The 12,104-nt window shown below is 72.3% G+C and carries 11 protein-coding genes and 2 pseudogenes; 5 read left to right on the forward strand and 8 right to left on the reverse strand.

Annotated elements, in window-relative coordinates:
* From ABZ479_RS04060 to ABZ479_RS04070, 3 genes and pseudogenes are all read right to left on the reverse strand, one after another.
* A pseudogene (locus tag ABZ479_RS04060) lies at positions 1 to 83 on the reverse strand (alpha/beta hydrolase); the annotation flags it as partial.
* 58 nt (positions 84 to 141) lie between these two features.
* A complete protein-coding gene (gene pyrF, locus ABZ479_RS04065; RefSeq protein ID WP_500459748.1) occupies positions 142 to 837 on the reverse strand; it encodes an orotidine-5'-phosphate decarboxylase in 696 nt (231 codons plus the stop codon).
* Between the two features lie 121 nt (positions 838 to 958).
* Positions 959 to 1,468 carry a hypothetical protein gene (locus ABZ479_RS04070; protein ID WP_500459749.1) on the reverse strand — a complete coding sequence of 170 codons (510 nt, stop codon included), beginning with the start codon at positions 1,466 to 1,468 and terminating at the stop codon, positions 959 to 961.
* A 462-nt stretch (positions 1,469 to 1,930) separates the two neighbouring features.
* Here ABZ479_RS04070 and ABZ479_RS04075 point away from each other — a divergent pair, with 462 nt between their 5' ends.
* Complete coding sequence (locus tag ABZ479_RS04075; RefSeq protein ID WP_500459750.1) at positions 1,931 to 2,458, forward strand: GNAT family N-acetyltransferase; 528 nt, start codon at positions 1,931 to 1,933, stop codon at positions 2,456 to 2,458.
* 14 nt (positions 2,459 to 2,472) lie between these two features.
* Here ABZ479_RS04075 and ABZ479_RS04080 read toward each other — a convergent pair.
* Positions 2,473 to 2,696, reverse strand: a pseudogene (locus tag ABZ479_RS04080) (ATP-binding protein); the annotation flags it as partial.
* 315 nt (positions 2,697 to 3,011) lie between these two features.
* On the opposite strand from ABZ479_RS04080, the gene ABZ479_RS04085 reads away from it, so the two are divergent.
* Positions 3,012 to 4,478 carry a CoA-acylating methylmalonate-semialdehyde dehydrogenase gene (locus ABZ479_RS04085; RefSeq protein ID WP_500459751.1) on the forward strand — a complete coding sequence of 489 codons (1,467 nt, stop codon included), beginning with the start codon at positions 3,012 to 3,014 and terminating at the stop codon, positions 4,476 to 4,478.
* An 85-nt stretch (positions 4,479 to 4,563) separates the two neighbouring features.
* On the opposite strand, the gene ABZ479_RS04090 is transcribed toward ABZ479_RS04085, so the two are convergent.
* Positions 4,564 to 4,935: a MarR family transcriptional regulator gene (locus ABZ479_RS04090; protein WP_500459752.1), complete on the reverse strand. Its 372-nt coding sequence runs from the start codon at positions 4,933 to 4,935 to the stop codon at positions 4,564 to 4,566.
* A gap of 392 nt (positions 4,936 to 5,327) precedes the next feature.
* On the opposite strand from ABZ479_RS04090, the gene dxs reads away from it, so the two are divergent.
* Both dxs and ABZ479_RS04100 read left to right on the forward strand, forming a co-directional pair.
* The gene (dxs, locus tag ABZ479_RS04095) at positions 5,328 to 7,295 is read left to right on the forward strand and encodes a 1-deoxy-D-xylulose-5-phosphate synthase (RefSeq protein ID WP_500459754.1); all 1,968 of its coding nucleotides are present in this window, start codon (positions 5,328 to 5,330) and stop codon (positions 7,293 to 7,295) included.
* Positions 7,296 to 7,351: 56 nt separating this feature from the next.
* Positions 7,352 to 8,440, forward strand: coding sequence for a tellurite resistance/C4-dicarboxylate transporter family protein (locus tag ABZ479_RS04100; protein ID WP_500459755.1), 1,089 nt, complete (start codon positions 7,352 to 7,354; stop codon positions 8,438 to 8,440).
* 79 nt (positions 8,441 to 8,519) lie between these two features.
* Here the strand turns inward: ABZ479_RS04100 and ABZ479_RS04105 are convergent, their stop codons facing one another.
* The 3 genes from ABZ479_RS04105 to ABZ479_RS04115 all read right to left on the reverse strand — a co-directional run bounded on the left by ABZ479_RS04105 (position 8,520) and on the right by ABZ479_RS04115 (position 11,307).
* On the reverse strand, positions 8,520 to 9,110 hold the full coding sequence (locus ABZ479_RS04105; protein ID WP_500459756.1) for a hypothetical protein: 591 nt from the start codon (positions 9,108 to 9,110) through the stop codon (positions 8,520 to 8,522).
* 112 nt (positions 9,111 to 9,222) lie between these two features.
* Positions 9,223 to 10,647 (reverse strand): flotillin family protein, encoded by a 1,425-nt coding sequence (locus ABZ479_RS04110; RefSeq protein WP_500459757.1) that lies wholly within the window; start codon positions 10,645 to 10,647, stop codon positions 9,223 to 9,225.
* 156 nt (positions 10,648 to 10,803) lie between these two features.
* A complete protein-coding gene (locus ABZ479_RS04115; protein WP_500459758.1) occupies positions 10,804 to 11,307 on the reverse strand; it encodes an NfeD C-terminal domain-containing protein in 504 nt (167 codons plus the stop codon).
* A gap of 264 nt (positions 11,308 to 11,571) precedes the next feature.
* Here ABZ479_RS04115 and ABZ479_RS04120 point away from each other — a divergent pair, with 264 nt between their 5' ends.
* On the forward strand, positions 11,572 to 12,039 hold the full coding sequence (locus tag ABZ479_RS04120) for a GtrA domain-containing protein (protein ID WP_500460201.1): 468 nt from the start codon (positions 11,572 to 11,574) through the stop codon (positions 12,037 to 12,039).
* Positions 12,040 to 12,104 lie beyond the last annotated feature (65 nt).

The raw sequence follows: 12,104 nt of genomic DNA on the forward strand, positions 1-12,104 counted from the left end.
CCGGCCGCACGCAGGTACGGCACCACATCGTCCCACGCCCACGATCCGAGTCGCGCACCTGCGATGAGTACGAAGTTCGCCATGGCTGCACCGTAGCCGAGCGGCCCGACGACCGCTCCGGAGATACTTTCGATTCGCGCCCTAGGGAGCCAGACTCTCCCGGACGAGACGGAATGCGGCCGCCGGGTCAGCGGCACGAGTGACCGTCCGGCCGACGACGACGTGCGATGCCCCAGCGGTGATCGCCGCACGTGGTGTCCCGGGACGGGCGTGTCCGGCCGCGGATTCACCAGGCAGCGCGACTCCCGGAGTGACGATCAGGGCATCAGGACCCAGGGTGCTGCGCAAGGCCGCAACGTCCTGCGGCGAGGCGATCACGCCGTGACATCCAGCCGTCCGCGCCAGGCGGGCCAACCGGAGCACCTGCTCGTCCACCGTTTCGCCGACACCGATGTCGGTGAGGTCCGCGTCGGTCATGCTGGTGACCACGGTCAGAGCGAGGATGCGCAGCCCGGGGAAGTCGCGGGCGGCATCGACCGCTGCCGACATGATGCTGCTGCCGCCCATGCCGTGCACGGTGACCATGGACACGCCCAATGTCCCCGCAGCGCGAACCGCCCCGGCGACCGAGTTCGGGATCTCGAGGAGTTTGAGGTCCAGGAAGACGCCCTTGCCCTGTGCGACGAGGTCCTTGATGACGTCCGGCCCCGCGGCGGTGAGCAGTTCCAGACCGACCTTGTAGAAACGGCACCCGCCGCCCAGTTGCTCGACGACAGCGTCGGCGGTGACACGGTTGTCGCAGTCCAAGGCGACGATGATCTGGCTGCTCGGATCCATGGGCATATTGTGCCGCCCCCTTCAGCGCGGTCAGACGGGGCTGAATTGTGCATGGGACACGCCGATTACCGCACCTACGACGTGGAGCTGTACGACGACGGACACGAACCCCCGTACTACGTCAACCTACGCAGCGTCGCGCAATCGCTTCGAGGCGTTCGAGTTCCCGTCGCGCTGCTCTCGGGTGGGCGAGATCGAGGGCCATCCCGGCGCGGGCCGAGATGTAGAGGATCTCCTGGTGGGTGGCGGCGTCAAGGCCGGGGACGGTCCGGAGGCGGCGGCCCGTTACTCTCAGGTGGAGCGCGATGCTGTCGAGATCCTCGCGCAGGTCCACTGGAAGCACCTGCCGCAGTTCGTCCTTGGCGTAGTCGCGAGCCTGCTGGTCCGCTGCGCAGGAGTCAGGCCGTACGGGAGCCCAGGGCAGGCCTGCTTCTCGGGCGTCGTCGTACATCTCCGCCACCAAGGCGCGCGCAGACCCGGGCTCGCCCTCGGCGGCTGCCGCGCGGGCCGACTGCAACGTGGAGCGCAGTCGTGCACGAACCTGGGGATCCTCGCCAGTTCGGGCGTTCAGATAGCCGGACCACACGTCGAACGCCTTGCTCAACTCGGCATCCAGCATGATCTTGTACACGTCCGGCACTCCGCCGCCCCTTCGTCGGGTCCGTCCCGGTACGGACGGCAGCGGTCAGGATAAGACAGGCGCTGCGCGGGATGCCTGTGAATTCCCTTGTGCAGCGGGCAGGAGCCCCCGTGTCAACTGAGCTGCTCGGTCACTCTCGGCCCACCCGTGCCCAACACTTACGGGACAGCCCTCTCGGCTGACCTACGAGGCCGCGCCGGGCAACGTGTGGGGCGGGACATGTGACGTTGGCTGTGACCGTTTCAAAGAGAGTCGTTTCGGCGTGACTTCGGGAGTCGTTGTGCGGCGGGCAGGGGCGTGATCAATGTCAGTGACTTTTTGATGTCACTCGGGTGTCGTGAGATCGCCCGATTGGCCGCGATGGAGCGGGAACGTCCGTTGGGGTGCCCGTAAGCAGTGCTGGCCGTGGACCTCCGACTGCGAGAGACTCCCGGGGTGCGTGATCGTTTAGCAGTGAATTCGAGGTTGTGGTTGCGCCGCTGGACAGCCGGCGACGTGCGGTCGGTGTTGACCGCCTTCGCGGACCCCGTGATGAGGCGGCAGGTCAGCGAGCCGATCGAGTCGCTGGACGCTGCTGAAAGATGGGTGGCGGTTCAGTCTGATCAGTGGGCCGGCGGTGCCGCCTTCGCGTTCGCGGTGGTCGATGGCGAGGACACCGTGCTGGGCAACGTTGCGGTGAGCGCCGTGAATCGGAGCCATGCGACGGGCTGGGTGTCGTACTGGACGACGCAGAGCGCGCGAGGCCGGGGCGTCGCATCGGGGGCTTGCCAGGCGCTGGCCCGCTGGGCCTTCGACGATGCAGGAGTTTTCCGGTTGGAGCTGGGGCATCGGGTCAACAACCCGGCTTCATGCCGGGTGGCTCTGGCTGCGGGCTTTGCGTCGGAGGGAATCGAGCGCCAGAAACTGGAGTACGACGGCATGCGTTATGACGTCGAGCGTCACGCCCGTCTGGCCACTGACGAGGAGCCCGCGCTGCCCTGATCAGAGTGCGCTGTGGAAAACGACTCGTTGGAGGCGATGGCGACACTGTCCTTCTCCTCGCGCTCGGTCAGGACCTGAAACAGCGCTCAGCGCCCCTGCGTCAAGCTCCATGTAGCCGAGTTCGTCAAGGATCGACGCGGCCGTAGCGGGCGATGGTCTTGGACAGCTGCTTCTCGTCGGCGGCTTCGACGAGCTCGTTGACGAGCCTGGTGGCCGGCACGTAGCGGACGCGGAAGCCGCGGGGACTTGACGGTGCTGAAATGATCAGTAAGAGGCGGTCTGGCGGCAGCCGCACGCGTGGCGCACGACCGGCGCCCGGATCACCGCAGCGCGGGCGACCGGGTCGTCGAGGGCGCTGCCCGCGTGATCCTCCCCACGACAGTTCCGGACAGGAGCCGGGCACTTCGGGCCGCGTGGCTCCGGAGGGCCGGAAGGCGTGGAGCGGAGACGTAACTTCGATGTCAGCAGTCCCGCCGTCCCGGGCACGGGGCCCGTGGCCGCGGAGCATCCGACTGCAGTCGTCGCCGCCGTCGTCCCTGGAGGAGCAGCGCCCATGAAGACCGTCACGCACTGGATCGGAGGCAGGCCCTTCGGGGACGCCGAGGGAGGCACCGGCAGCTGGGGCGCCGTGACCGACCCGGCGACCGGAGAGGTCACCACCCGGGTCGCGCTGGCCGGAACCGACGAGGTCGACACCGCGGTCGCCGCGGCGAAGGTCGCCTACGTCGGCTGGCGCAGGACCTCGCTCGCGCAGCGTACGGCGATCCTCTTCCGCTACCGCGAACTGCTGGACGCACGCCGGGACGACATCGCCGCGCTGATCACCGCCGAGCAGGGCAAGGTCCACGCGGACGCGCTGGGCGAGGTGGCCCGGGGCCTGGAGATCGTCGAGCTGGCCTGCGGCCTCGGCACGGCCCTCAAGGGCGAGACGTCCACCGAGGTGTCGGGCATGACCGACGTGGCGTCGGTCCGCCAGCCGCTCGGTGTGGTCGTCGGTGTCTCGCCGTTCAACTTCCCCGCGATGATCGGCATGTGGATGTTCCCCATGGCGATCGCCTGCGGCAACACCTTCGTCCACAAGCCCAGCAGCAAGGCCCCTTCCGCCTCCGTGCTCCTCGCGGAACTGGCGGCGGAGGCCGGTGTGCCCGCCGGCGTGCTCAACATCGTGCACGGCGACGAGACCGCGGTGAACGTGCTGCTCGACCACCCCGACGTGGCGGCCGTCTCCTTCGTGGGCTCCACGCCGGTCGCCCGGCACGTGTACCGCAGGGCGGCCGCGAACGGCAAGCGTGTGCAGGCGCTCGGCGGCGCGAAGAACCACATGCTGGTCCTGCCCGACGCCGACCTCGACGCCGCCGCCGAGGCCGCCGTGACCGCTGCCTACGGCTCCGCGGGTCAGCGCTGCATGGCGGTCTCCGTGGTGGTCGCGGTCGGTTCGGCGGGCGACGCGCTGGTGCCCCGGATCGTCGAGCGGGCCGCGAGGGTCAGGATCGGCCCGGGTGACGACCCGGCGTCCGAGATGGGTCCGCTCGTCACCAGGGCGCACCGCGACGAGGTCGCCGGCTACGTCGCGGGCGCGGCCGCCCAGGGGGCCGAAGTGGTGCTCGACGGGCGGGACTTCACCGTCGAGGGCCTGGAGAACGGGCACTGGATGGGCATCTCGCTCCTCGACCACGTGGACACCGGTTCCGACGTCTACCGGAACGAGGTCTTCGGCCCCGTCCTGTGCGTCGTCCGCGCCGGGACGTACGAGGAGGCCCTGCGCATCGTCAACGGTTCCCCGTTCGGCAACGCGAGCTCGATCTTCACCCGTGACGGCGGCGCGGCCCGCCGGTTCCAACTCGAGGTCGAGACCGGCATGGTGGGCGTGAACGTGCCGATGCCGGTGCCGGTGGGCCACCACTCCTTCGGCGGCTGGAAGGACTCGGCCTTCGGCGACCACCGGATGTACGGCGGCGAAGCCGTGCACTTCTACACGCGTGGCAAGGTCATCACGAGTCGCTGGCCGGACCCGGCCTAGACGACAGCGGGTTGAGCCGACGGGCTGAGGGGCGCGGGTGCCCCCTCGGCCCCGGCCTCGTACGTACGGCCCGGGCCCGAACCGGTCACGGGACGAGGTGCCGGCGCAGCCGTTCCCGTGCCGTCCGCTCCGCGTCGGCGAACCGGGCGCAGCCCGCCTCGGTGAGGGTCACCTCGACCTTCCTGCGGTCCCTGTCACGGCGATGGCGTTCGATCAGCCCGGCCGCCTCCAGGCCCTTCAGGACCAGGGCCATCCGGGGTGCGGGTTCTCCGAGGAACGCCGCCAGCCGGACCACCGGTAGCGTGCGGTCCTCGGCTCCGGCGAGGGCGCCGAGCACGAGGTGGTCGTGGAGCGACAGTCGGTGCCGCGCACGCAGTTCGCCGTGCAGGAGTCCCAGGCTGTACAGGACGGGTGGTGGCCGGCGTGCGGCGTCCTCCGGATCGCGGTCCTCGGTCATGTCTCTTCCCTGGGTGGGGCCGGCGGCCGCGGGCGCGCGGCCGTACCCACTTCAGCGGAATCGCCGCCGGGGACGATGGCGGGCCGTCGGCCAGGAACCCCTCGGATCGGGACACCCGGCCGCCCGCGGGCGCCGCGCCCTGATCCGGGGGCGGGGGTTCGCGGACGGCCGGCCGGCCCGCCCGAGGTCCTGATGTGAGGCCGGCGTGGCACGGCGGGCCGTCGGCCCCCGGCCCCTCCCGGACCTACGGTCGTCAACGCGACGCGCACGCACGGGGTTCGGTCCGCGCGCACGGGCGACGGATCCGGGGACGCGGACGGCCCGTGCACCGCGCGCCGGACGCCCCTTGCGCGTCCGCCGACGGCACAGCGGCATCGAGGAGGAGCAGCGGCATGAGCCTGCTGGGACGGATCAAGCAGCCCGCGGACCTGAGGGGTCTGAGCCATCCGGAGCTGGCCCGGCTCGCCGGGGAGATCCGCGAGTTCCTGATCCGGCACGTCGCGGCCACGGGTGGTCATCTGGGGCCCAACCTCGGCGTCGTCGAACTGACCCTGGCGCTGCACCGGGTCTTCGACTCCCCGCGGGACAGGCTGCTGTGGGACGTGGGCCACCAGGCGTACGTCCACAAGATCGTGACCGGGCGGGCCGGGGAGTTCACCGGACTGCGGCAGCGCGGCGGCCTCTCCGGCTACCCCAGCCGGGAGGAGTCCGCGCACGACCACATCGAGCACTCGCACGCCTCGGCGGCCCTGTCGTACGCCGACGGCATGGCCAAGGCGCGACGGCTCGCGGGGGAGGGGGACCGGCACATCGTCGCCGTCGTCGGCGACGGCGCCCTCACCGGAGGCCTGGCCTGGGAGGCCCTGAACAACATCGCGGAGGCACCCGAACGGCCCGTGGTGATCGTCCTCAACGACAACGGCCGTTCGTACGCACCGACCGTGGGCGGACTCGCGCGGCACCTGGCCGCCCTGCGCGGCCACGCCGGCTACGAGCGGCTGGCCGGCTGGGGCAAACAGGCCCTCGACGGCGCCGGGACACCGGGCCGGGCGCTGCACCGCACCCTGCACGCGGCCAAGGAAGGCCTCAAGGAGGGGCTGAGGGCGGGTCTCGGGGAGGGCTCCGCCGATGCGGCCGTCGCGCCGCACTCGCTCTTCCGCGAGCTGGGACTGCACTACATCGGGCCCGTCGACGGCCACGACATCGGCGCCCTGGAGGCAGCCCTGGAGCGGGCCAGGACCCATGGCGCACCCGTCGTCGTCCACTGCACGACCCGCAAGGGGCTCGGATACCCGCCCGCCGAACAGGACGAGGAGGACCATCTGCACGGCGTCGGCACCATCGACCCGCGGACGGGCCGCCCCCTGCGGCCCGCGGGTCTGACCTGGTCGGCGGCGTTCGGCCGGGAACTGGTGGAGCTGGCCGGCACGCACCCGGACGTCGTGGCGATCACCGCGGCCATGCCCGGTTCCGTCGGTCTGAACGAGTTCGCCGCACGCCACCCGGAACGGTTCTTCGACGTCGGGATCGCCGAGCAGCACGCGGTCGCCTCGGCCGCCGGGATGGCCATGGCGGGACTGCACCCGGTGATCGCCCTGTACGGCACCTTCCTCAACCGCGCGCTCGACCAGGTGCTGATGGACCTCGCGCTGCACCGTCTCGGCGCGACCCTCGTCCTCGACCGGTCCGGGGTCACCGGCGACGACGGGCCCAGTCACAACGGGCTGTGGGACCTGGCGATGCTCCAGGCCGTGCCCGGGCTGCGGATCGCCGCTCCCCGCGACGCGCGCACGCTGCGGGAGCGGTTGCGGGAGGCCGTGGCGATCGCGGACGCGCCGACGGTCCTGCGCTACCCGCGGGGCGCGGTCGGTCCGGAGATCCCGGCGGCGGCTCGCGCGGGTGCGGTCGACGTCCTGCGTGAGGCGGGGCCCGGCACCGGCGGCGTGCTGCTGATCGCCGTCGGGACGACGGCGCCGGTCGCCCTGGAGGCGGCGGCGCTCTGCGCCGGGCACGGCATGCGGGTCACCGTGGTGGACCCGCTGTGGGTGAAGCCGCTCCCCGGCGAACTGCCCGCCCTCGCCGCGGGGCACGACCTGGTCGTCACGGTCGAGGACGGCCTGCGGACCGGGGGAGTGGGCACCGCGGTGGTCCAGGCCCTGCAGGAGGCCGGCATCCGCACCCCGGTGCGGGTCCTGGGCGTGGCCGACGGGTTCCCCCGGCAGGCCAGCCGTGCCGAGATCCTCGCGGAGGCGGGTCTGACCGCGCGGGGCGTCGCGGACGCCGTCACCCAGGTACTGGCGCAGGCCGCCGCCTCGGCGTCGCCCGGCGATTCCCGGACCGCCTCCGTGCCCGAAAGGTGATGAAGTGCGCACATCAGTAAAATGCTGCTACCGCGAGAGCGGCCGGAGGGCGTGTCATGTCGAAGATCATCCGCCGCGGAACCGGTGAGCGGACGTCCGGCCCCGATCCCCGGCCGCCCGGACTCCGCGCCACCCTCTCCGCCGCGGTGGCGGACCTCAACCCCGGTGCGCTCGCGTTCGTCATGGGCACCGGCATCGTCTCCACGGCCCTGTACGTAGGCGGCGCCCGCACGGCCTCCGCAGCGCTGCTGTGGGTGGCCCTGGCCGGGTTCGCGGTACTCGTGCCCGCGTACGGCCTGCGGCTGCTGCGGAGACGTGAACGGTTCGTCGCGGACTTCCTCGGGCCGCGCGCCTTCGCCTTCCTCACCCTCGCGATTTCTTCCAACGTCCTGGCGTCGCGCCTCGCGCCGGACGGCCACACGGCAGCCGCCGCGGCCTTCCTGGCGTTCGGGGCACTGGGGTGGGTGGTGCTGGGCTACGGCATTCCGCTCGCGCTCATCACCACCCTGAAGCGGGGCCCCTCGTTCGACCAGGTGAACGGCACCTGGTTCCTGTGGGCGGTGGGCTCGGAGTCGGTGGCACTCGCGGCGGCCTCGCTGGCCCGGGTGACCACAGGAGACGTGCTGCCCGTGCTGGCGGTGGTGTGCTGGGCCGTCGGCCTGATGCAGTACCTGCTGACCTCCGCGATCGTCCTGGCCAGACTGCTGGCCCGGCCCGTCCGGCCGGAAGGCCTCATGACGTCCGTCTGGATCTTCATGGGGGCGGCGGCGATCGTCGTGCTCGTCGCGGTGCGGCTGATCGCCCTCCCCCCGGGCAGCACCATCCTGTCGAGGGAGGTCCTCGTCGGGACGTCCGTCGTCCTGTGGTCGTTCTCCAGCTGGCTCGTCCCGCTCCTGCTGGCCCTCGGCGTATGGCGGCACGCGCTGCGCCGCATTCCGTTGCGCTACGACCTCGGCTGGTGGAACCTCGTCTTCCCGGTCGGCATGTACGCCGTCACCACGCACGAGCTGGGACGCGCGACGGGCACCTCGTGGATGACGAGCACGGGCCGCTGGGAGATCTGGGTCGCCGCGGTGTTCTGGGCCGTCGTGTTCGCCGCGATGGTGGCCTCCCGTTTCCTGCGGCGTCGCCCGGCCGCGGCGTGATCCGCTCCCGGTACGGGACAGGTACGCCCGTGGGGTACGTCGTCGGCCCGGGGCGCCCGCCGTACCGCCGCCGGAGCCCTCACCGCGCAAGGAGGCCGATGAGCAGGAGCGGGCCGTAGACGGCCACGAGGGCGCAGAGGAGCCGTCGCCATTCGAAGGACGTCGTCAGCCGGACGGGGCCGGCCGGGCCGGCCGGGCCTCGGCCCTTGCCCCTGCTCCTGCTATTGCTCCTGCCCGGGCCCTGGTCCGTGCCTCTGTGGGCCCGTAGTGCCGCACCGTGGGCCTGCTGGAGCTTCCGGAGCGCCTTCCGATGGGTCGGGTACCCGGTGAACGCCCCCAGCAGCGAACTGCCGAAGGCGATCGACTCGATCGTGCGTCCGTCGCGCAGGACGACGGTCAGGCCGTCGTGAATCGCCACCTCGCCCACATCGGTCCAGGCAACGGTCGAGGTCACCAGGAAGTTCGTGACGGACAAGCGGTCCGGCCCGCTGCGGATCGCCGAGTCCCACCCGAGAGCCCAGAAGAAGAGGGCCACGCCCCCGAGCAGGACCGCCCCTCCCGGGGCCTCGTGCACCGGACCGATGAACAGGGCGGCCAGGGCGTAGGTCCCCACACCCCCGGCCACGGGCAGCCATACGTACACGGGCCGCCTGATCGCCCTCGTCCGCACCGGGACCACCTCCGCGTACCGATCCTCCGTTCCATCCCGTCACGCACGGCTCCTGCTCTCGCCCTGGGCGGGTCCGGCCCCTGGTGCGACACCGCCGGCCCCTCGCCCCGCGTCAGTCGGCGATCTCGACCCTCCCGTTGGACGCGTCGGCGTGGGCCGGCGCCGTGGTGCCGCGCTGGGTGATGCCCTTGAGCAGTTCGGCGAGGTCGACTCCCGTGGTGGAGCTGAGCAGTTCCATGCCCTGCGCCACGTTGTCCGCCACCGTGCGGGACAGTCGGCTCGCTCCGTCCGTCGAGATCACGGTCATCCTGTCCACGGCGGCGAGCGGCTCGGAGGCCTTCGCGACGACCTGCGGCAGCACCTCGACCAGCATCTGCAGCACGGCGGCGTCGCCGTACCGGGCGAACGCGTCCGCCTTCTTCTGCATGGCCTCGGCCTCGGCCGACCCCTTCGCCGCGATGGCCGCGGCCTGCGCCTCGCCCTCGAGGCGTACGGCCTCGGCCAGCGCCGCCCGGTGCGCCTTCTCGCCCTCACCGGTGAGCCGGGAGCGCTGGGCGTCCGCCTCGGCCTCCTTGACCAGCGCGATCCGTCGGGCCTCGGCCTCCTGCTCGGCCCGGTAGCGCGCGGCGTCGGCCGGCTTGCGGACCATGGTGTCGAGTTCGCGGTCGGTCAGCGCGGCCTGCCGGGCGGCGACCTTCTCCTGCTCCGTGAGGACCTCCTGGTTGCGGGCGGCCTCCGCGAGCGGACCGGCGGCGGCCGCGCGGGCGGCGGCCTCGTCCGTCTCGGCCTTGATCTCGGCCTGCTTGAGCGCGAACGTCCGCTGGGCGACGGCGATCTCCTCCTCGGCCTTGAGCCGGGCCTGCTCCGACGCCTGCCGTGCCAGGGCCTCGGCGATGTCCGCCTCCTGCCGGGCCCGGGCGGCCTCGGGCCGTCCGAGGTCCTCCAGGTAGGAGCCCTCGGTGGTGATGTCCTGGATCTGGAAGGCGTCCAGGACCAGGCCCTGCCCGGACAGGCTGGCCTCCGCCTCCTCGGCCACCTGGCCGGCGAACGCCGCGCGGTCGCGGATGACGTCCTCCACCGACATCCGCCCGACGATGGAGCGCAGCGCGCCCGACAGGACCTCCTGGGTGAAGCCGACGATGCCGTCCTGCTGCATCAGGAACCGCTGGGCGGCCGCGCGGATGGAGTCCTCGGTCCCCCCGACCTTGACGATCGCGACGCCCTCGAGGTGCGCCTTGACCCCGCGCAGCGTGACCGCGCCCCGTACGGCGACGGGGATGTGCCGGCTCGACAGGTCCAGGGTGAACTTCTGCTGGACGAAGGGCACGACGAACACGCCCCCGCCGACCACGACCTTCTGGCCGCTGTTGTCGGTGAAGACGCGTCCGGTCTCCGGGTCGGTGGACTTCTTGCCACGCCGCCCGGTGACGATGAACGCCTCGCTGGGACCGGCGACCTTGTAGCGGGTGACGACGACGAGGGCGAGCAGGACGACGAGGACGACGATGCCCACCGCGGCGGTGAGGACAGGGTTCATGCCGGATTCCCTTGGTCGGAGCAGAACTGACGAGGAAGAAGTCGCGGCGCCGCACGCGCGGTGCCGGGGGCCCGGCCGCGCGCACGCGTACGGGGTGCGGGGGTGCGAGGTGCGAGCCGCCGGGGCGTTCAGGCGCGGGGGTTCAGGCGCGCGGGTTCAGCGGTCGACGGGGCGTACGGCCACCGACGTGGCCGACAACGCCGCCTCCACCCACACCCTCGAGCCCCGAGGCAGCGGGACGGTACTCCTGGCCGCGAGTTTCACGGGCTGACCGGCCAGGTACGCGAGCACCTCGCCGTAGCCGTCCGCGGGGATCGCGGTGACCACCGTGCCGGAACCGCCGACGAGGTCGTCGCCGCGCGGTGCTGCCGAATCCCCGCCGCGCATCAGCGACCGGCCGAACCGCCACGTCAGCCATCCCGCCACACCCCCGGCCGCGACCCCCACGGCGGCGGCGGACGCCGTCCCGAGATCCGTCGTGCCGAGGACGATCGCGCCGGAGAAGCCGAGCATCGACACGAACCCGGCGACCACCGGCAGGGACAGCAGGCCGTCCAGGCCTCCGAGCCCGTCGAGGAGTCCGTCGAGGACACCGTCGAAGACGAGGGCCATCGCCAGCACCACCAGACCGGCGATGCCGAGCCCGAGGAACCACTCCATCCCGCCCCCGCCCCCTGCCCGTTCGCCGATCCGGCCTTCCGAAGACACGGCGATGCTGTCACGGGCCGCGGCAGCCGGTCATTGCCGGATCCCGGCAGTCTTTACGCGTTCTTTACGACCGTCCGGCGCTCTGTCCGCCCCCGGGTTTCACCGTCGCCGGCACTCCTGACAACCCGCTGAAACGGCGATGAACGCGGGCCCGGTCACGATCTGCGCATGACGACGACGGCCCCGCGGGGGCCGGTGAACCGGGAGGGGACCCCCATGGACGGCCTGCGATTGATGCGCCCTCACGTGGCGGCCTTCGTGCGCTTCGCGGGGCTGGGCGGCGGAGTCACCCTGGTGTCCTCGGCGGCCCTGGTCCTGCTCGCGCAGTGGATCCCGTGGATGGCGGCGAACGTGCTGACCACCGTCGCCTCCTCGGTGGCCGCCACGGAGTTGCACGCCCGCGTCACGTTCGGCTGCGGACGGCCCGGTCTGGCCGGCCACGTGAAGGGCGCGGCCACCGTCGCCGCCGGCTGGCTGGTCACCTCGGCCGCGGTCGGCGCGCTGTCCGTGCTCCGCCCCGGCGCCGGGGTCGTCCTGCAGCAGTCGGTGTACCTGTCGGCCACCGCGCTCGTCGGGATCGGCCGCTATCTCGTGCTGCGGCTGTCGGTGTTCGCGGAGCGCGCCCCTCGGACGCGGGGGGCGCGCTCCGTCCGCGCGCGTGCGGCGTACGACGCGGCGGCGTGAACCCCGGCAGCGCCTGGGGCCGGGACGACGTCCCGGCCCCAGGCGCTGCCGACCACTGCCGCTGG

Source organism: Streptomyces sp. NPDC005722 (genome assembly GCF_040630935.1).
In the GTDB taxonomy this organism is placed as follows: Bacteria; Actinomycetota; Actinomycetes; order Streptomycetales; family Streptomycetaceae; genus Actinacidiphila.

Bases quoted from the DNA above. Each gene is read 5' to 3' on its own strand.
- ABZ479_RS04090 (WP_500459752.1), bottom strand. From the start codon at position 4,935: ATGACCGAGGACCGCGATCCGGAGGACGCCGCACGCCGGCCACCACCC.
- ABZ479_RS04100 (WP_500459755.1), top strand. From the start codon at position 7,352: ATGTCGAAGATCATCCGCCGCGGAACCGGTGAGCGGACGTCCGGCCCC.
- dxs (WP_500459754.1), top strand. From the start codon at position 5,328: ATGAGCCTGCTGGGACGGATCAAGCAGCCCGCGGACCTGAGGGGTCTG.
- ABZ479_RS04085 (WP_500459751.1), top strand. From the start codon at position 3,012: ATGAAGACCGTCACGCACTGGATCGGAGGCAGGCCCTTCGGGGACGCC.
- ABZ479_RS04120 (WP_500460201.1), top strand. From the start codon at position 11,572: ATGGACGGCCTGCGATTGATGCGCCCTCACGTGGCGGCCTTCGTGCGC.
- ABZ479_RS04110 (WP_500459757.1), bottom strand. From the start codon at position 10,647: ATGAACCCTGTCCTCACCGCCGCGGTGGGCATCGTCGTCCTCGTCGTC.
- pyrF (WP_500459748.1), bottom strand. From the start codon at position 837: ATGGATCCGAGCAGCCAGATCATCGTCGCCTTGGACTGCGACAACCGT.
- ABZ479_RS04115 (WP_500459758.1), bottom strand. From the start codon at position 11,307: ATGGAGTGGTTCCTCGGGCTCGGCATCGCCGGTCTGGTGGTGCTGGCG.